16 protein-coding genes, 1 pseudogene and 2 riboswitches are annotated in these 18,320 nt (G+C 71.3%); of the genes and pseudogenes, 9 read left to right on the top strand and 8 right to left on the bottom strand.

The annotated features are described in order from the left end of the window. From SZ60_RS09745 to SZ60_RS09720, 6 genes and pseudogenes are all read right to left on the bottom strand, one after another. A pseudogene (locus tag SZ60_RS09745) lies at positions 1-432 on the bottom strand (hypothetical protein); the annotation flags it as partial. A gap of 44 nt (positions 433-476) precedes the next feature. After that, entirely contained in the window at positions 477-1,361 is an 885-nt protein-coding gene (locus SZ60_RS09740) for an ABC transporter permease (protein WP_043595489.1), read from the bottom strand. Next, the gene (locus SZ60_RS09735) at positions 1,348-2,370 is read right to left on the bottom strand and encodes an ABC transporter ATP-binding protein (protein WP_043595488.1); all 1,023 of its coding nucleotides are present in this window, start codon (positions 2,368-2,370) and stop codon (positions 1,348-1,350) included. The genes SZ60_RS09740 and SZ60_RS09735 overlap by 14 nt, the downstream gene beginning before the upstream one ends. A 10-nt stretch (positions 2,371-2,380) precedes the next feature. Continuing rightward, entirely contained in the window at positions 2,381-3,475 is a 1,095-nt protein-coding gene (locus tag SZ60_RS09730) for a sigma-E factor regulatory protein RseB domain-containing protein (protein ID WP_043595486.1), read from the bottom strand. Between the two features lie 122 nt (positions 3,476-3,597). Then, entirely contained in the window at positions 3,598-3,909 is a 312-nt protein-coding gene (locus SZ60_RS09725; protein ID WP_043595484.1) for an antibiotic biosynthesis monooxygenase, read from the bottom strand. Positions 3,910-3,992: 83 nt separating this feature from the next. Then, entirely contained in the window at positions 3,993-4,475 is a 483-nt protein-coding gene (locus tag SZ60_RS09720) for an FBP domain-containing protein (protein WP_043595483.1), read from the bottom strand. A 56-nt stretch (positions 4,476-4,531) separates the two neighbouring features. Between SZ60_RS09720 and SZ60_RS09715 the strand changes: the two genes are divergently transcribed. Next, positions 4,532-5,344 (top strand): putative protein N(5)-glutamine methyltransferase, encoded by an 813-nt coding sequence (locus SZ60_RS09715; RefSeq protein WP_231567105.1) that lies wholly within the window; start codon positions 4,532-4,534, stop codon positions 5,342-5,344. Positions 5,345-5,375: 31 nt separating this feature from the next. Here the strand turns inward: SZ60_RS09715 and SZ60_RS09710 are convergent, their stop codons facing one another. Continuing rightward, the gene (locus SZ60_RS09710) at positions 5,376-5,864 is read right to left on the bottom strand and encodes a hypothetical protein (protein WP_043595481.1); all 489 of its coding nucleotides are present in this window, start codon (positions 5,862-5,864) and stop codon (positions 5,376-5,378) included. 118 nt (positions 5,865-5,982) lie between these two features. On the opposite strand from SZ60_RS09710, the gene SZ60_RS09705 reads away from it, so the two are divergent. The 4 genes from SZ60_RS09705 to gcvP all read left to right on the top strand — a co-directional run bounded on the left by SZ60_RS09705 (position 5,983) and on the right by gcvP (position 11,511). Beyond that, entirely contained in the window at positions 5,983-6,435 is a 453-nt protein-coding gene (locus tag SZ60_RS09705) for an SseB family protein (RefSeq protein WP_043595479.1), read from the top strand. A gap of 146 nt (positions 6,436-6,581) precedes the next feature. Continuing rightward, positions 6,582-6,685, top strand: a riboswitch (glycine riboswitch). A 1-nt stretch (position 6,686) separates the two neighbouring features. After that, positions 6,687-6,798, top strand: a riboswitch (glycine riboswitch). Positions 6,799-7,060: 262 nt separating this feature from the next. Then, complete coding sequence (gene gcvT / locus SZ60_RS09700; RefSeq protein ID WP_043595533.1) at positions 7,061-8,182, top strand: glycine cleavage system aminomethyltransferase GcvT; 1,122 nt, start codon at positions 7,061-7,063, stop codon at positions 8,180-8,182. 27 nt (positions 8,183-8,209) lie between these two features. Beyond that, positions 8,210-8,587 carry a glycine cleavage system protein GcvH gene (gene gcvH / locus SZ60_RS09695; RefSeq protein ID WP_043595477.1) on the top strand — a complete coding sequence of 126 codons (378 nt, stop codon included), beginning with the start codon at positions 8,210-8,212 and terminating at the stop codon, positions 8,585-8,587. After that, a complete protein-coding gene (gene gcvP, locus SZ60_RS09690) occupies positions 8,584-11,511 on the top strand; it encodes an aminomethyl-transferring glycine dehydrogenase (RefSeq protein WP_082452631.1) in 2,928 nt (975 codons plus the stop codon). The genes gcvH and gcvP overlap by 4 nt, the downstream gene beginning before the upstream one ends. A gap of 268 nt (positions 11,512-11,779) precedes the next feature. On the opposite strand, the gene SZ60_RS09685 is transcribed toward gcvP, so the two are convergent. Continuing rightward, complete coding sequence (locus SZ60_RS09685) at positions 11,780-12,538, bottom strand: CPBP family intramembrane glutamic endopeptidase (RefSeq protein ID WP_043595475.1); 759 nt, start codon at positions 12,536-12,538, stop codon at positions 11,780-11,782. A 357-nt stretch (positions 12,539-12,895) separates the two neighbouring features. On the opposite strand from SZ60_RS09685, the gene SZ60_RS09680 reads away from it, so the two are divergent. From SZ60_RS09680 to SZ60_RS09665, 4 genes are all read left to right on the top strand, one after another. Continuing rightward, entirely contained in the window at positions 12,896-14,518 is a 1,623-nt protein-coding gene (locus SZ60_RS09680) for an ABC transporter substrate-binding protein (protein WP_043595473.1), read from the top strand. A gap of 149 nt (positions 14,519-14,667) precedes the next feature. Beyond that, on the top strand, positions 14,668-15,597 hold the full coding sequence (locus tag SZ60_RS09675) for an ABC transporter permease (protein WP_043595472.1): 930 nt from the start codon (positions 14,668-14,670) through the stop codon (positions 15,595-15,597). After that, positions 15,587-16,540: an ABC transporter permease gene (locus SZ60_RS09670; protein WP_043595470.1), complete on the top strand. Its 954-nt coding sequence runs from the start codon at positions 15,587-15,589 to the stop codon at positions 16,538-16,540. The genes SZ60_RS09675 and SZ60_RS09670 overlap by 11 nt, the downstream gene beginning before the upstream one ends. Further along, positions 16,537-18,294 (top strand): ABC transporter ATP-binding protein, encoded by a 1,758-nt coding sequence (locus SZ60_RS09665; RefSeq protein WP_043595469.1) that lies wholly within the window; start codon positions 16,537-16,539, stop codon positions 18,292-18,294. The genes SZ60_RS09670 and SZ60_RS09665 overlap by 4 nt, the downstream gene beginning before the upstream one ends. Positions 18,295-18,320: the final 26 nt, after the last annotated feature.

Below are 18,320 nucleotides of genomic sequence, written 5' to 3'. Positions count from 1 at the left end.
ACCGAGCCGGTCGAGCTCGGCCGCCAGGACGGACGGCCCGCTCGACGGGCCGCCGCTCGACGGGCCGCCGGACGGCGACCCGGTCGAGGTGCCCGCCGGGGCGAGCAGCATCGGCACGCCCAGGCGATCGGCCTCGTCGGCCGCCTCGGCCTGGCCTGCCTCGTCGCCGTCCGGGGCGACGACGGCCACCGGACTCGACGCGAACATCGCCCGGCTGGCCTCGACGGCCCTCTCGGGGGCGGTGGCGGCGCCGACCACGGTGACCCGCGCCTCCTGTTCGTGGGTGACGAGGGCCGTGCGCCCGTCGGCGTCGTCGACCCCGGTGGAGGTGCAGCCGGCCACGGCGAACAGGGCCGTCGCGGCGAGCGACGCCGCCACGGTCAGGCGGACCGGTCGGGAGGTGACAGGGGAGCGGCGGGTACGGGAAATCACCGATCCACGGTAACCGCGACCGCCGACACCGGCGCACCCACGGGTCAGCTCAGGACGTCCTTGGTGGTGAAGCGGCCGAGCGCCAGGGCACCGAAGACCACGACGTAGCCGGCCTGCAGCAGGGCGTTGGCGCCGAACGAGTCCCACGAGACCGGGTCGCGCATCAGGTCGGCGAAGCCCAGCCAGTGGTGCGTGAACAGCCAGGGGTCCAGGACGTCCAGTTGCGGCAGCGCATCGACGATCTGCGCGACGGTCGAGAGCACGATCGTGGCGGCCATGGCCCCCACCGGCACGCTCGTCAGCGTCGAGGCGAAGACGCCGATCGCCGTGAGTCCGAGCAGCGACACGGTCACGTACAGCGCCATCAGCAGCAGCCTCAGTGCGTAGTCGCCCAGGCCGATCGTCTGCCCCGAGAGCAGCGTGACCGGCCCGACCGGGAACAACGCGGCACCGGCGATCGCCCCGAAGACCACCACGACCAGCGTGGCGGCGAGGCAGAACGCGGCCGCGGCCGCGTACTTGACGAGCAGGAGGCGCACCCGGCCCACCGGGGTCACCAGCAGGTACCGCAGGGTGCCGAGGCTCGCCTCGCCCGCGATCGTGTCGCCCGCGACGACCCCCACGGTCAGCGGGAGGAAGAGCGGGATCGCCACCGTCAGGGCGGTGAGCGAGACGAAGAGGCCGTTCTGCGTGATGTCGCCGAGGAAGGCCGGCCCTCGACCACCGCCGCCGTCGGACGACGTGACCCGGACGGCGACGGCGAGCAGCACCGGGATCAGGGCCAGCGCGGCGAGCAGCGCGATCGTCCGGACGCGGCGGAAGAGCACCGCCAGCTCGCTGCCCAGCAGGGCGAGGCCCAGACCGCCCCGCGTGCGGTCGGCGGGCAGGACGGCGTCGGGACGCGAGTCCCTGGGGTCAGCCGGCGACATCGAAGCCCTCCCCGGTCAGGTCGACGAAGCGGTCCTCGAGGCTGGCTCCGGCCACCTCGAATCCGCGCACGCGCACGTCCGCGGCGACGAGGGCGACGACGATCGACTCGGGCGAGAGCCCCTCGACGGCGAGCTCGGCCTCCACGCTCACCGAACCGCCTGCGGTCGCGGGCGTCGCGTCCGGCCGGGCCCGCGCCTCCGGGGCGAGCCCCAGGCGCACGAGGACGTCGCGGGCGGCGTCCGGGTCGGGCGTGAGCAGCCGGACCCGGTGTGTGCCGAGCGCGCGCAGGTCGTCGAGGGTGCCCTGGGTCAGCAGCCGCCCGGCGCTCATCACGCCGATGTGCGTGCACATCTGCTCGACCTCGCTGAGCAGGTGGCTCGAGACGAAGACGGTCGTGCCCTCGTCGGCGAGGGAGCGGATGAGGGTGCGGACCTCGCGCGTGCCCTGCGGGTCGAGGCCGTTGCTGGGCTCGTCGAGCACCAGCAGGTCTCGGGGCATGAGAAGGGCGTTCGCGATGCCGAGGCGCTGCTTCATGCCGAGCGAGTACGCGTGGGCCTTCTTCGAGGCGGCGTGACCGAGCCCGACGCGGTCGAGGGCGGCGTCGACCCGGGCACGGCGCGTGGCGGCCGGGGCCGAGCGGTCACCCGAGTCGAGGCGGTGCAGGTTCGCCCGGCCCGACAGGAACGGATAGAACGCCGGACCCTCGACGAGCGCGCCGACGCGGGGCAGGACGCGGCGCAGGTCGTCGGGCATGGACCCGCCGAGCACCCGGACGTCGCCACTCGACGCCGAGGTGAGCCCCAGCAACATGCGGATCGTGCTGGTCTTGCCCGAGCCGTTCGGGCCGAGGAACCCGTAGACGCTGCCGTGGGGGACCGCGAGGTCGACGCCGTCGACGGCACGCTGACGCCCGAACTGCTTCGTCAGACCCGTCGTCTCGACGGCGAACGCCCCTCGGGACGCGTCACCGTCGGTCGACGCCGGGACGGTGGCGGTGTCGTGGCTCACCGGCCTGGGGTCACTGACCGGCGACGGCGGCCTGCAGCGTCGAGGCGTCGACCGCCCCGGCGAAGACCCGGCCGTCGTCGGTGAGCAGGACCGAGACCAGCGAGGTCTCGAGCACGCGACCGCCGTCGACCTTCGTCGTGAGCTGGTTGAGCAACCCCGTGGTGTCGGCGTCGGCCGACGAGGTGCCGTCGGTCGACCCCGCCGCCGGGGTGACCCCGACGATCGTGCTCCACCCGGAGCCGATGACGGTCTTCTCGGCGTGCGCCGCGTCACCGTGCGACCGTCCGGAGGCGCCGGTCGGCACGGTCACGTCGGTCACGGTCGCGTCCGCCGGCGGAGTGAACGCGAAGACGGACGCCGCAGGGGCGCCGAAGTCGACCGAGGTGAACCCGGCCGACAGGGCCGGGTCGCTCTGCCCCTTCGCGGCGACGACGACCTTGAGCGGGACGCCGGTCTCGGCGTCGACGGTGAGGGTCGCACTCGCGACGAGCGTCGAGGAGTCCTTCGGGGTCAGGACGACCTGGTACGCGTCCCGTCCGGCCACCCTGACGTCGGAGTCGGCCGTGACGGTCGTCGTGGGCTCGAGCGACGACAGGACGAGGTCGGCCAGTTCGGCCGGGGTCTGCGGGACGGAGGTGCCGTCGGGCAGGGCGCTCGGCTTCTCGGTGGTCCCCTGGGCGGGCAGCGTCGCGTGCGTCGCTTCCTTCGTCTTCGAGTCGTAGGCCCAGACGCTCGATCCGTCACGGATGACGTTGCGCTCGGCGAGCTGGTCGATCACCTGGACGCGCTGCTTCGAGGCGCCGTCGGCGTACACCTTGGCCGTGTGGCTGCCGGTCAGCAGTTCGAGGGCGCCGGCGGCGTCGGAGGACGACCCGCTGCCCGGGGCCTGGGCCGACACGTCGGGCAGCCCGAGGTCGGAAGTCTGCTCGATCGTGCCCGAGTAGGACGCCCCCGAACTCGAGGCGGCGAGGGCCAGCACCTGCTGCGGGGTCTTGTCGGGCAGGTCGACGTCGGCCGTGGCCGAGACGGCGGGGACCACGATGCTCGCGGCGATGACGGCCACGGGGACGGCGGCGGCGGTGGCCCAGCGGGTGGACTTCTTCATGACGATCGCGACCTCTCACGCCGGGCCCCGAGCGGGTCGGCGATTGGGCAGGAGACTACGCGCCAAGCCTGGAGATCGCTGTCACCGTGACCGACATGGTTCGACGTCGAGCGAAGTGGGGATCAGAGCTCGACGACCTCGAACTCGAGCAGGTCGGCACCGGTGGCGACGGGGCCGCGCGGGGCCTCTCCCGACCCGGCGGAACGGGCGTGGGCGGCCTTCGCGCCGTCGGCCGACCAGGCCGCGAAGTCCTCGTCGCTGCGCCAGGTCGTCACGACGAAGTAGCGGTCCTCACCCTTGACGGGACGCAGCAGCTGGAACCCCTCGAACCCCTCCGCCCCGTCGACCGAGTGCTGGCGGGCGGCGAAGCGCTTCTCGAGCTCGGAGCCGGAGCCCTCGGGGACGTGGATGGCGTTGATCTTGACGACGGACACGGCGGTGCCTTTCGGTGGGGACGGGAGGGGGAGCGGGTGAGGGACGACGGGAGGTGCGGTGCGGTCGGCGGGACGGCCGCGCGTCAGGCGGTCTTCATGACGTTGGCCGTGAAGCCCTGCACCCGTTCGGCGAGTCCGGCCGAGCGGCGGGCGATCTGCTCGGGCGGGTTGAGGTGCGGGGGAGCGACCCGGATCAGCAGCGAGCAGGCGAGATCTTCACAGATGTAGGTGCCGAGCGTGTTGCCGTTGAGCCCGGCCTCACCGGCCTTGGGGGCGGTGAAGAGGCGTACCTGCGTGGCCGGCTGGGGCGAGTGGCAGAGCGAGCACATGGCGGCGATGCCGGGGCGCAGCGAACTGCTCGACGACCGGACGACGAGTCCGACGGGTCGGCCGTCCATCCAGTGGACGATGTAGCCCCGGTGGTGGGCCTGGGGGTCACGCCAGCCCAGGAACTCCCGGTCCTCCCAGAGCATCTCGTGCAGTCCGGGGATCGGGAGGCGGTCGAGGTCGCCCGGCAGGGCGTTGACGAACGACTCGCGGATGTCGTTCTCGGTCAGCGGCTTCATGTTCTCCCTCGTGCCGTCGGGTCTCGTCAGCCTACGCGTCGGTCTAGCGTGGGCGCGTGACCATCCCCGGGGCCGACCGTGAGCAGGTCGTCACCCGACGACTGCGGGCCGCGGGCTGCGTCTTCGCCGAGGACGAGGCGCGGCTGCTGCTCGACGAGGCCGCCGACGGCGAGGCGCTCGAGACGATGGTCGCCGACCGCGTCGCAGGCCGACCGCTCGAGCAGGTCCTCGGCTGGGCGGCCTTCGCCGGGCGGCGGGTCGTCGTCGAGCCCGGCGTCTTCGTGCCCCGCCGCCGGACCGAGCTGGTCCTGCGGCAGGCCGAGGTGGCGCTCGCCGAGGCGGGTGCCGCGCGGGGTCTCGCCACCGGTCCCCTCGCCGTGCTCGAGCTCTGCTGCGGTGCCGCCGCCGTCGCGGCCGTGCTCGCCGCCGAGCACCCCGGTCTCGACCTCTGGGCCACCGACCTCGACCCGGCGGCCGTGCGCTGCGCCCGACGCAACCTCGACGAACGGGGGACGGTCGTCCGGGGCGACCTGTTCGACGGCCTGCCGGTGTCGCTGCGCGGTCGGTTCCGGGTGATCGCGGCGAACGCGCCCTACGTGCCGACCGACGCGATCCCGTCCCTGCCCCCCGAGGCGCGCCTCCACGAGTCGCGGCTCGCCCTCGACGGCGGGGCCGACGGGCTCGACCTGCACCGGCGGATCGCCGCCGAGGTCGGTGACTGGCTGGCGCCCGGCGGCACCCTGGTCCTCGAGACGAGCGGACGTCAGGCGGCCGACACGAAGGAGGCGCTGGCCGCCACGGGCCTCCGGGCCCGGGTCGTCCGCGACCACGAGATCGACGGCACGGTCGTCGTCGCCGTCGCGCCCTAGCCGGACCGGCGACGGCGGGGGCGACCGCGGCTCAGAGGTCGGCCGGCGAGACCCGGTCGACGACGGGGGACTCGGGGGTGCCCGAGATCTGGCAGGTCCACTCGGTGGCGGGGCGACCGTCGGCGAGGTGGCCCATCGTGACGGTGGCGATCGCGCCGACGTCGCTGTCGCGGACGTCGTCGGCCTCGTAGGCCCAGACGTCGCCCAGGTACGGCAGGTCGGGGTACTGCTGACCGACGGCCGTGACGCACGCGTGCCACGCGGGGGGCGCCTCCTGGGCCTGGGCCGTGGAGGGAGCGGGCGGCTCGGTCGTCGGCAGCGCGGTGGCGTCGGGCAGGGCCGTAGCGTCGTCCGAGGCCGTCGGCGTGGGCGTGACCGACGCGGTGCGCGTCGGGCTCGGCGACGAGGCCGGCTCGCCGCCGGCGCACCCGGACACGAGCAGCACGAGGGCGAGACCCGCGGTGGCCAGGGCCGGCGCGGCGGATCGGGGGGACGGGCGGAGGCGGAGGCTGCGGGGCACGAGGGCTCCTCGAGGTGGGTGCGACACGGCGGGGTGTTGCACAGGGTAGCGAGTGGCCGGGCCGCCCACCACGCGCGACGCTGAGCCGACACGGAGGTTCGCCCGGCAGGCTGGTCGGATGACCGACACGGACAACCGCGAAAAGACCGCACTCGAACAGGCCATCAGCAAGGGCCAGGCGGGTGAGGGCGACATGAACAGCGTGCTCGCCGAGTTCGTCAACGCCCAGGTCGTCGTCGCCACGGCCACCGACGCGCAAGAGTCGCTGAACGACCTGCAGCCCGTTCTCTTCGACCGCGAGGGCGTGCCGATGCTGGCCGCCTTCACCCACGTCGACATGATCGGCGAACAGGTCAAGGGCGTGGCCGAGTTCTCGGCGACCCTCCCGGCTGCCGAGCTCGTGCAGGCCATCCCGGCCGAGACCGGCCTCGTCGTCAACCCGGGCAACCGCGAGGGCTTCGAGATGCTGCCCGAGGGCGTCGCCCAGCTGGCGGACGACGTGCGCAAGCTCGTCGCCGAGCACGAGGCCGCCGGATCGCCCGAGCCGGGGCAGCCCTCGCGCACCGTCTGACGCCTCCCGCGACGACCTCCCGGCGCCCCGACCCCACCCGGTCGGGGCGCCGGTCGTCGTCAGGGCGACCGGAATCGCGTGCACACCCGAAACCTGCGCGTCACACGACGACGCTAGGCTGACGCCACAACCGAACATCGGGCCACGAACACGTCGCGGGAGAGCTCCGGTGCGCAGAGACTGCGCCGACCGGGCACCGAAGGAGCAAGCTCCCCGCCAATCTCTCAGGTACGCGTACCGCGACGGACTGGCCACTCTGAAAAGCAGGAGGCGCGAGGCGGTCGACAGACCCCTCGCCGGTCCTCGCCCACGGTGAAAACCGGCCCCGGCCGGTGAAGCTCTCAGGCCCATGACAGAGGGGGAGCCCCGACCGGCGGACCGCCGGGCAGGGCTGCCCCGTCGTGCGCCATCCGCACGGCACCGTTCCCGGCCGAGACACCTGGCGGCCGGTCCGTCCCTCTCAGGAGCACCGATGTCCGACGCAGCCTCGAACCTTCCCGCCGCCCCCGGGCCCGACGACGACGACCTCCATGGTGCCGAGGCGTCCGCCGTGCTCGACGGCGACGTCGTCCTCTCCGACGACGGCACCGAGGGCATCGCCACGGGGCCCGGCGACGCCCCCGACCTGAGCGGTTCCGACGAACCCGACGAGCGCTTCAGTCCGCTGCACGAGGTGCACGTCGCCGCCGGTGCCGTCTTCACCGACTTCGCGGGGTGGCAGATGCCGGTCCGGTACGACTCCGACCTCGCCGAGCACCACGCGGTCCGCACCGCCGCCGGGCTCTTCGACCTCTCGCACATGGCCGAGATCGCCGTCGTCGGGCCGGACGCCGGCGCCTTCCTCGACCACGCCCTGGCCGGCACCCTCTCGACCATCGCCGTCGGGCGGGCGAAGTACTCGCTCCTGCTGGCGGCCGAGGGCGGGATCGTCGACGACCTCGTCGTCTACCGCCTCGACGAGCACGACTACCTCGTGGTGGCCAACGCGGGAAACCGCGAGGCGGCGTTCGCGGCCCTCGCGACCCGCGCCTCCGGATTCGACGTCACGGTCGACGACGAGAGCGACGACACCGCGCTGATCGCGGTCCAGGGGCCCGAGAGCGAGGGCGTGCTCGACGAACTCGTCACGGCCGACCGCCTCCAGCCCGACGCCCCGCTGTCGACGCTGCGGTACTACCGCGTGCTGCAGGCCACCTTCGACGACGCCCCCGTGCTGATCGCGCGCACCGGGTACACCGGCGAGGACGGCTTCGAGCTCTACGTCGACCCCGAGACCGCCCCGTCGCTGTGGGCCGCGATCGCCGAGGCCGGCGGACCCCGGGGGCTCGTCCCCGCGGGGCTGGCCAGCCGCGACACGCTCCGCCTCGAGGCCGGCATGCCGCTCTACGGCCACGAGCTCGGCCTCGACGTCCGCCCCGACCAGGCGGGGCTCGGCCGGGTCGTCGACACCTCGAAGGAGTTCGTCGGGCGCTCGGGCGTCGAGCCCGCCGCCGGCGCTCGCGTCCTCGTCGGACTGACGCTCACCGGGCGTCGGGCGGCGCGGGCGGGCTACCCGGTCGTCACCGACGACGGCACCGTCGTCGGCGAGGTCACGAGCGGCGCGCTGTCGCCCACCCTCGGCCACCCGGTGGCCATGGCCTACGTCGACCCCGACGTCGTCGACCGCGGTCCCGCACTGGCCGTCGACGTCCGCGGCACCGCCGTCGCCGCCACCGTCGTCCCGCTGCCCTTCTACAAGCGCTCCTAGGCACCCCCTCCCTCGAAAGGACCGGCCATGACCGATCTCACCGCACTGAAGTACACCGCCGAGCACGAGTGGCTCCTGATCGACGGCGACACCGCCACCGTGGGCATCACCGACTACGCGGCCGACAAGCTGGGCGACGTCGTCTACGTCGACCTTCCCGCCGAGGGCACCGAGGTCGAGACCGGCACGGTCGTCGGCGAGATCGAGTCGACGAAGTCGGTCGGAGAGCTCTTCGCCCCCGCGCTCGGCACCGTGCTCGAGGCCAACCAGGCCGTCGTCGACAGCCCCGATCTCGTCAACAGTGACCCGTTCGGCGAGGGCTGGCTCATCAAGATCACCTTGTCGTCGACCGACGGCCAGGGCCTGCTCTCGCGCGACGAGTACGTCGCGCTGACCGCCGAATGAGCGCCGGGCAGACGGGCGGGTCCGTCTTCGGCGGCTGGTCCGACCAGGTCGCCACCGGCTTCGTCGACCGCCACGTCGGCACCACGCCGGGTGACCAGGCGACGATGCTCGCCGCCGTGGGGCACGACAGCGTCGAGTCGCTCGTCGCGGCCGCCGTGCCCGACGCGATCCACGCCGCGGCCGTCGAGGGCAGCGTGCTGCCCGAGCCGATCGGCGAAGAAGAGGCGCTCGCCGAGCTGCGCGCCCTGGCGGGGCGCAACCGCGTCTCGCGCAGCCTCCTCGGTCTCGGGTACTACGACACCGTCACCCCGGCCGTCATCCAGCGCAACGTGCTCGAGAACCCCAGCTGGTACACCGCGTACACGCCGTACCAGCCCGAGATCTCGCAGGGTCGACTCGAGGCCCTCATCAACTTCCAGACGATGGTGGCCGAGCTGACCGGGCTCACGACCGCCAACGCGTCGATGCTCGACGAGGGCACGGCCGTCGTCGAGGGCATGCTGCTGGCCCGCCGGGCGTCGAAGGCGAAGACCGACGTCTTCGTCGTCGACAGCGACACCTTCCCGCAGACCAAGGCCCTGCTCGCCGGCCGCGCCGAGGCCGTCGGGATCGAACTCGTCGAGCTCGACCTCTCGGTGCTCGACCCCGCCGAGTTGCCCGAGTCGTTCGGCCTCTTCGTGCAGTACCCCGCGGCGTCCGGGTCCGTCTGGAGCCCTCGCGCCGTCGTCGAGGCGGTCCACGCCCAGGGCGGCCTGGCCGTCGTCGCCGCCGACCTGCTCGCGCTCACGCTGATCGAGGCACCCGGCGAGTTCGGGGCGGACGTCGCCGTCGGCACGAGCCAGCGGTTCGGCGTGCCGATGGGCTTCGGCGGCCCGCACGCGGGCTACATGGCCGTCCGCACCGGGCTCGAGCGTCAGCTGCCCGGTCGCCTGGTCGGGGTCTCGCAGGACGCCGTCGGCCAGCCCGCCTACCGCCTCAGCCTGCAGACCCGCGAGCAGCACATCCGCCGCGAGAAGGCCACGTCGAACATCTGCACCGCGCAGGTGCTGCTCGCCGTGATGGCGTCGATGTACGCGGTCTACCACGGCCCCTGGGGGCTGCGGCACATCGCGACGCGCGTGCACGGCCACGCCTCCGACCTGGCGGCCGCGATCGGGGCGAGCGAGCTCGAGCTCGAGCGGGACTCGTTCTTCGACACCCTCCAGGTCTTCGTCCCGGGTCGGGCGGCCGAGATCGTCGCCGCGGCCCACGATCGGGGCTACCTGCTGCACGCCGTCGACGACGACTGCGTCCGTCTCTCGTTCGACGAGACCACGACGGCCGACGACGTCCGGGCCGTCGCCGAGGTGCTCGGCGTCGACCTGCTCGACGGCGCCGCGCCCTCGGGCCTGCAGGAGGCGCTGCTGCGGACGAGCGACTACCTCACGCACCCGGTCTTCCGCACCCACCGCAGCGAGACCAGCATGATGCGCTACCTCAAGCACCTCGCCGACAAGGACTACGCGCTCGACCGCGGCATGATCCCGCTCGGCAGCTGCACGATGAAGCTCAACGCGGCGACCGAGATGGCCGCGGTCACCTGGCCCGAGTTCGCCGGCGTGCACCCGTTCGCCCCGGCGGACGACGTGGCGGGTTACCTCGACCTGATAGGCCAGCTCGAAGGGTGGCTGGCCGAGGTCACGGGCTACGACACCGTCTCGCTGCAGCCCAACGCCGGCAGCCAGGGCGAGCTGGCCGGTCTGCTCGCGATCCGCGGCTACCACCTGTCGAACGGCGACGTCGAGCGCACGGTCTGCCTGATCCCGCAGAGCGCGCACGGCACCAACGCGGCCAGCGCGGTGCTCGCGGGCATGCGCGTCGTCGTGGTCGCCTGCGACGAGGGCGGCAACGTCGACCTCGACGACCTGCGGGCCAAGGTCGAGCAGCACGCGGCCCAGCTCGCGGCTCTCATGATCACCTATCCGTCGACGCACGGCGTGTACGAGCACGACATCGTCGCCCTCACCGACGCGGTCCACGCGGCGGGCGGGCAGGTCTACGTGGACGGGGCGAACCTCAACGCCCTGCTCGGGGTCGCGCGCTTCGGCGACTTCGGCGGGGACGTCTCGCACCTCAACCTGCACAAGACCTTCTGCATCCCGCACGGTGGCGGCGGTCCGGGCGTGGGGCCGGTCGCGGCCAAGGCCCACCTCGCACCCTTCCTGCCCGGCCACCCGATGGCCCAGCAGGCCGACCGCCGCACCGGGGCCGCCCCCGCGGCCGACGGCGACCGCCTCGCCCACGCCGGCGTGCCGGTCTCGAGCGCTCCGTACGGGTCGCCGAGCATCCTGCCGATCAGCTGGGCGTACGTGCGCATGATGGGCACCGAGGGCCTCACCCGGGCGACCGGGGCGGCCGTCCTGGCGGCCAACTACGTCGCCGCCCGCCTGCGTGAGCACTTCCCGGTGCTGTACGCGGGCGAGAACGGCCTCGTGGCGCACGAGTGCATCCTCGACCTGCGACCGTTGCGCGACGCGACCGGGGTCACCGTCGACGACGTGGCCAAACGCCTCATCGACTACGGCTTCCACGCCCCGACCATGTCGTTCCCCGTCGCGGGCACCCTCATGGTCGAGCCGACCGAGAGCGAGGACCTGGCCGAGATCGACCGCTTCGTCGATGCCATGATCGCGATCAAGGGCGAGGCCGACGAGGTGGCCTCCGGTCGGTACACCGCCGAGTCGAGCCCGTTGCGCGGGGCGCCGCACACGGCCGAGTCGGTCGTGGTCGGCGAGTGGACCGCCGAGTACGGTCGCGAAGAGGCCGTGTACCCGGTCCGCTCGCTCGTGCGCGGCAAGTACTGGCCGCCGGTGCGCCGGATCGACCAGGCCTACGGTGACCGCAACCTGTTCTGCAACTGCCCGCCGGCCGAGGCGTTCGCCTAGGCCACGGCCCGCTCCACGGACGGGAAACCGTCACCGCCCGATCCCGTCGGGCGGTGACGGTTTCCTCTGGGTCCCTCGGACGTCGGCCGCCGAGTGTCGCGGAGGGCGTTCACGTAGCGGCGACCGTCCCGATCGACGCCCGGGGGACAGCTCACGCTGTGTGGCTAGCTCGGATCGCCGTGACCCGTGCGTCCATCAGACTCGCCCCCCGGACGGGTGTCAAGACCCGGTTCCGGCCGTGGCGGTCCGGTTCGGCCCACCCGGGGCGTCAGGACGGGAGGCCGAAGAGCGCCGGGAAGGTCGTGGCGGCCCACGGGTAGCCCACGAAGACGGCCGCGTCCATCAGGACGTGCGCGACGACGAGCGGCAGCACCCGGCCGAAGCGCACGTAGAGCCAGCCGAACGCGACGCCCATGACGACGTTGCCCACGAACGCGCCGAACCCCTGGTAGAGGTGGTAGCTGCCCCGCAGCAGGGCCGCCGTCACGATGATCGACCAGGTCCGCCAGCCGAGGTCGCGGAGGCGCGCGAACAGGTACGCGACGACGATCACCTCTTCCGTCACCCCGGCCCGCAGGGCCGAGAGCAGCAGCACGGGGACGGTCCACCAGTGCTCGCCGAGGTTCGTCGGCACCACCGTGACGGTGAGGTCGAGGGCTTTGCCCGCGAGGTAGAGGCCGATGCCCGGGATGCCGATCGCGAGGGCCAGGCCGACGCCACCGAGGGTGTCCCGGCCGGCGCGCGAGAAGTCGACGCCGAGCCGACCCAGGTGTGGCCGCTCCTCGCGCCACAGCAGGAAGGCCACGAGCAGCACCGGCACGAGGTCGACCGCCACGCCGAGCACCTGGTAGGCGAGGTCGAAGAACTCGCGACTGCTGAGCGGCGAGTTCAGCGTGGCGGTCTGCTGCGACAGCGCGGTCTGCTGGGTGAGCCGGTTCACGATCGAGAGCACCGAGTACACGGCCGACGCGCCGAGCGAGAGACCGAGGACGATCGCGATCTCGACCCGGAGGCGCGCTCGGGTCATCCGTGCCGGGCGCGGTGCGAGGTCATCGGGTGGTGTCGCGGCGGGGGTGGGGTCGTGGGGGCGGCTCACGGGGGCGATCGTACGGGACCGGCGTGGGTGGGCCGACCCGCGCCTCCTGCCGTGGCGGAGAACAATACCTGCCAGGTGGCGGATTTCTCGCAGCCGATTCATGCGAACTTCAGGCCTCACGCGCAACGAACTGCATGCCGACGCAACGATCCGGCGAGTTGGTTTCCGTCGTGTAACCGTTGTCGTCGGGGTTTGGTGATGCCCGAACGGGATGCCTAGGCTCACACCATCCAACGCGGCACGGCCCCTGGGCACAGTGCTGCGTCCTTTCCCGCATCAGGAGGAACATTGAAGAAGACGCGCATGGGCCTGTCGGCCGTCGCCGTCGTGGGGACGGCAGCACTCGTCCTCACCGGTTGCGCCAGCGGCAGCGGGGACGACAACTCGTCGTCCGGTGACGCTTCCGCGATCATCAAGACGAACGGCACCGAGCCCGAGAACCCGCTCGTCCCGTCGAACACCACCGAGACCGGCGGTGGCCGCATCGTCACCTCGATCTTCGCCGGTCTGGTCAGCTACAACGCCGACGGCACCACCAAGAACGAGGTCGCCGAGAGCATCGAGAGCGACGACGCCACCGTGTGGACCGTCACCCTCAAGGACGGCTGGAAGTTCACCGACGGCACCGACGTCACGAGCGAGTCGTTCACGAAGGCCTGGAACTGGGCGGCCAGCTTCGACAACGTCGCGAACTCGTCCGGCAGCTCGTTCTTCGAGAACTTCAAGGGCTACAGCGACACCGCGCAGAGCGACCTCGACCTCACCGTCGAGAGCCCGACCGAGTTCACGGTCACGCTCAACACCCCCGAGGCCGACTTCCCCCTGCGCCTCGGCTACTCGGCCTACTCGCCGCTGCCGGAATCGTTCTACGCCGACCCCGCCGCGTTCGGTGAGAACCCGGTCGGCAACGGTCCGTACATGCTCGACGGTGAAGGCGCCTGGACGCACAACCAGGGCATCAAGCTCAAGACGAACCCCGACTACGACGGCAACCGCAAGCCGAAGAACGGCGGGCTCGACATCAACTTCTACACCTCGCTCGACTCGGCCTACGCCGACGTGCAGGGTGGCAACCTCGACGTGCTCGACCAGATCGGCCCGGCGGCGTTCCAGACGTACCAGAGCGACTTCCCCGACACGAACGTCAACCAGCCCGCCGCGGTCTTCCAGGGCATGACGATCCCGCAGTACCTCGCGCACTTCGGCGACGACGAAGAGGGCAACCTGCGTCGTCAGGCCATCTCGATGTCCATCAACCGCGACGACGTCACGAAGGTCATCTTCCAGGGCACGCGGACGCCGGCCAAGGACTTCACCTCGCCCGTCATCCCCGGTTACACCGACGAGCTCGAGGGCGAGAGCGTCCTCTCGTTCGACGCCGACAAGGCCAAGGACCTCTGGGACCAGGCCGACGCGATCTCGCCCTACGGCGACACCACGTTCACCATCGGCTACAACTCCGACGGTGGACACCAGGAGTGGGTGGACGCGGTCACCGCGAACATCTCGAAGACGCTGGGCATCAAGGCCGAGGGCAAGCCCTACCCGACCTTCGCCGAGTTCCGCACCGACGCCTCGGGTGGTGCCATGACCGGCGCCTTCCGTTCGGGCTGGCAGGCCGACTACCCGTCGCTGTACAACTTCCTGTACCCGACGATGGCCACGAGCGGCAGCTCGAACGACGGCAAGTACTCGAACCCCGAGTTCGACGACCTGCTCGCCGAGGGCAGCGCGGCGAGCGACGTCGACGATGCGAACGCTTCGTACCAGAAGGCTCAGGAGGTCCTGCTCAAGGACCTGCCGATCATCCCGCTGTGGTATGCGAACGTCAACGGCGTCTGGGCCGACACGGTGAGCAACGTCGAGTACGGCTGGGACTCCGTGCCGATCTACGAGAACATCACCAAGTAACCAAGTAAGGTCGTCGCTCACGCGCTCGACCGACGCTCGAGGGGGTCCGGGCAGTGTTCGCACTGTCCGGGCCCCTTCGGCGGGCCCACCCACCCCTCCCTCCACACGATTGCGATAACGATGCACGCGCAGACGTCTGAGGAAGCCTGATGCTCTGGTACACCGGACGCCGGCTCCTCCAACTGATCCCCGTCTTCTTCGGGGCGACGTTCCTCATCTACTTCATGGTCTTCGCGCTGCCCGGTGACCCCGTGGCGGCGCTGTTCGGTGACAAGACCCCGTCGCCGGCCGTCATCGAGGCCATCCGCGCCGAGTACAACCTCGACCAGCCGTTCATCGTGCAGTACCTGCTGTACATCGGCGGCCTCTTCACCGGCGACCTCGGCACGACCTTCTCCGGTCGTCCCGTGGTCGACGAGCTGATCCGGGCGTTCCCCATCACGTTCCGACTCGCGATGCTCGCCCTGCTCTTCGAGGCCGTCGCCGGCATCGTCGTCGGTCTGATCGCGGGCCTCCGCAAGGGCAAGCTCTTCGACACGAGCGCCCTCGTCGTCAGCCTGTTGCTGATCTCGGTGCCGACGTTCGTCATCGGCTTCCTGCTGCAGTACGTCTTCGGCATCCAGCTCGGCCTGTTCCGCACGACGGTCAGCTCTCAGGCGCCGTGGGACGAACTGGTCCTGCCGGCCATCGTGCTCGCCTCGGTGTCGTTCGCGTACATCGTGCGGCTGACCCGCGCCTCCGTGTCCGAGAACTCGAGCGCCGACTTCGTGCGCACCGCCTCGGCCAAGGGGCTCACCCGTGGCCGCGTCGTCACCGTGCACATCCTGCGCAACTCGCTCGTCCCCGTCGTCACCTATCTCGGTGTCGACATCGGTTCGCTGATGGTCGGTGCCATCGTCACCGAGGGAATCTTCAACATCCAGGGCGTCGGCGGCACCGTCTACCGAGCGATCACGCTCGGCGAGGGCCCCACCGTCGTCTCGTTCGTCGCCGTGATGGTGATCATCTTCATGATCGCCAACCTCCTCGTCGACCTGCTGTACGCCCTTCTCGACCCGAGGATCCGCTATGCCAAGTAACGACTCGTCGGCGTTGTCCGCCGACCACTTCGTCGCCGATCTCGACGAGACGCCCGTCAAGGCCGTCGACGCGATCGACGAGTCCGAGAAACCCCGCAGCAGCTGGAACGACGCGTGGGACGCCATGAAGCGTCGCCCGACGTTCTGGATCGCGGCGTTCCTCATCGTCGTCGTCATCGTGGTGGCGCTCTTCCCCGGGCTGTTCACCAGCGTCTCGCCGACCGCCGCCGACCTGCCCCGGAGCAACGAGGGTCCGTCGGCCGGCCATCTGCTCGGTTTCACGTTCCAGGGCACCGACGTGTTCGCCCGCATCGTCTGGGGCACCCGTGCCTCGCTGACCGTCGGTCTGATCGCGACGATCATCGTCACCGTCGTCGGCATCGTGATCGGCTCGCTGGCCGGCTTCTACGGCGGATGGCTCGACGCGGTCGTCTCGCGCATCGGCGACATCTTCTTCGCGATCCCCACCGTCCTCGGTGCCATCGTGCTGATGTCGATCCTGCCGACTCGGACGCCGCTCACCGTTGCTCTCGTGCTGTCGGTGTTCGCCTGGCCCCAGATCGCGCGTGTCATGCGCGGTTCGGTCCTCAGCGCCCGGGCCGCCGACTACGTGACGGCCTCGGCCGCGCTCGGGGTGTCCCGCTTCCGCATCCTGGTCCGGCACGTCGTGCCGAACGCCATCACCCCGGTCATCGTCGTGGCGACCGTCTCGCTCGGAACGTTCATCGTGGCCGAGGCGACGCTGTCGTTCCTCGGCATCGGGCTGCCGCCGAGCACCATGTCATGGGGCAACGACATCAACGCGGCCCGCAACTCGCTCCGTGTCGCGCCGATGCCCCTGTTCTGGCCCGCGGCGGCGCTGTCCGTGACGGTGCTGTCGTTCCTCCTCATGGGCGACGTCGTGCGCGACGCCCTCGACCCGAAGGCGAGGGCACGTCGATGACCGACACCTCAACCCGACCCGAGACGGCCGGCACCGCGTCGTCGTCGACGCCCCTGCTCGAGATCAAGGGCCTGAAGATCGGCTTCAAGACGCAGGCCGGGTACGTCGACGCCGTGCGCGGGGTCGACCTGACGATCCGCCAGGGCGAGAGCCTCGCGATCGTGGGCGAGTCCGGCTCGGGCAAGTCGACGACCGCCACGTCGATCATCGACCTGCTGCCCGGCACGGGTGAAGTCACGGGTGGCCAGATCCTCTTCGAGGGCAAGGACCTCACGAAGGTCAGCGCGTCCGAGATGCAGGCCATCCGCGGTCGCGACATCGGCTACGTGCCGCAGGACCCCATGTCGAACCTCAACCCCGTGTGGAGCATCGGCTTCCAGGTCGAGGAGGCCATCCGGGCGAACGGCGTCGCGACGGGCAAGCAGGCCGTGCGCCAGCGAGCCGTCGACGTCCTGAAAGAGGCCGGACTCAACGACGCGGGCGACCGCCTCAAGCAGTTCCCGCACCAGTTCTCGGGCGGCATGCGCCAGCGTGTGCTGATCGGGATCGGCCTGTCGTCGCGGCCCAAGCTCCTGATCGCGGACGAGCCCACCTCGGCCCTCGACGTGACCGTCCAGCGACGCATCCTCGACCACCTCGAGACCCTGACCCGCGACTACGGCACCTCGGTGCTCTTCATCACGCACGACCTCGGCCTCGCCGCCGAACGAGCCGAGAAGCTCGTCGTCATGTACAAGGGTCGCGTCGTCGAGTCGGGGCCTTCCCAAGAGATCCTCGCCAACCCTCAGCACCCCTACACGCAGCGACTCGTCGCCGCCGCTCCTTCGTTGGCCAGCCAGCGCATCCAGTCGAGCATCGCGCCCACGCACTCCCACGGGCTCGCGATCTCCGACGAAGGCGCCGACGACGCCGAGCTCATCGCTCGCGCCCGTCAGCGCGAGGAGGCCGGCAAGAAGGACTCCGAGTACATCTCGGTGACGAACCTGTCCAAGGTCTACAAGATCCGTCAGGGCGGGTTCAAGACCACCGATCTGCGGGCCGTCGACGACGTGTCGTTCTCGATCCCGCGGGGCACGACCATGGCGCTCGTGGGCGAGTCCGGCTCGGGCAAGTCGACCGTGGCCAAGCTCGTCCTCCAGCTCGAGTCGATCACGTCGGGCACCGTGTCGGTCGACGGGCAGAGCGTCGGAGCCCTGAAGGGCCGAGACCTCTTCGACTTCCGTCGTCGGGTCCAGCCGGTCTTCCAGGACCCCTACGGTTCGCTCGACCCCATGTACAGCGTGGGCAACACGATCGCCGAACCGCTCGTCACGCACGGCATCGGCGACCGGTCCAGTCGTCAAGCCCGCGTCCGCGAGTTGCTCGATCAGGTGTCCCTGCCCGCGTCGACGGTCAACCGGTACCCGAACGAGCTCTCCGGTGGTCAGCGCCAGCGCATCGCCGTCGCTCGGGCGCTCGCGCTCAAGCCCGACGTCATCGTCCTCGACGAGGCGGTCTCGGCCCTGGACGTCCTCGTCCAGGGGCAGATCCTCGACCTGCTCACCGACCTGCAGACCGAACTCGGGCTGACCTACCTCTTCATCACGCACGACCTCGCCGTCGTCCGCCTCATCGCGGACAACGTCAGCGTCATGCAGAAGGGTCGCGTCGTCGAGGCGGGCACGACCGACGACATCTTCGCGAACCCGGCCCAGCAGTACACGCGCGAACTGCTCGAAGCGATCCCCGGCGCGAACTTCGAGTTCGGCCGCTGAGTCGTTCCGCGACCACGAAGGGCCCC

The sequence above is a fragment of the Frigoribacterium sp. MEB024 genome (assembly GCF_000878135.1).
In the GTDB taxonomy this organism is placed as follows: Bacteria; Actinomycetota; Actinomycetes; order Actinomycetales; family Microbacteriaceae; genus Frigoribacterium.
Note: the sequence above shows the minus strand (reverse complement) of the source record. Positions and strands in the feature narration are given on the sequence as shown.

Excerpts from the sequence above, each read along its gene's own strand:
- SZ60_RS09740 (WP_043595489.1), bottom strand. The coding sequence starts at position 1,361 with ATGTCGCCGGCTGACCCCAGGGACTCGCGTCCCGACGCCGTCCTGCCC.
- SZ60_RS09730 (WP_043595486.1), bottom strand. The coding sequence starts at position 3,475 with ATGAAGAAGTCCACCCGCTGGGCCACCGCCGCCGCCGTCCCCGTGGCC.
- SZ60_RS09720 (WP_043595483.1), bottom strand. The coding sequence starts at position 4,475 with ATGAAGCCGCTGACCGAGAACGACATCCGCGAGTCGTTCGTCAACGCC.
- SZ60_RS09705 (WP_043595479.1), top strand. The coding sequence starts at position 5,983 with ATGACCGACACGGACAACCGCGAAAAGACCGCACTCGAACAGGCCATC.
- gcvH (WP_043595477.1), top strand. The coding sequence starts at position 8,210 with ATGACCGATCTCACCGCACTGAAGTACACCGCCGAGCACGAGTGGCTC.
- gcvP (WP_082452631.1), top strand. The coding sequence starts at position 8,584 with ATGAGCGCCGGGCAGACGGGCGGGTCCGTCTTCGGCGGCTGGTCCGAC.
- SZ60_RS09685 (WP_043595475.1), bottom strand. The coding sequence starts at position 12,538 with ATGACCCGAGCGCGCCTCCGGGTCGAGATCGCGATCGTCCTCGGTCTC.
- SZ60_RS09675 (WP_043595472.1), top strand. The coding sequence starts at position 14,668 with ATGCTCTGGTACACCGGACGCCGGCTCCTCCAACTGATCCCCGTCTTC.
- SZ60_RS09670 (WP_043595470.1), top strand. The coding sequence starts at position 15,587 with ATGCCAAGTAACGACTCGTCGGCGTTGTCCGCCGACCACTTCGTCGCC.
- SZ60_RS09665 (WP_043595469.1), top strand. The coding sequence starts at position 16,537 with ATGACCGACACCTCAACCCGACCCGAGACGGCCGGCACCGCGTCGTCG.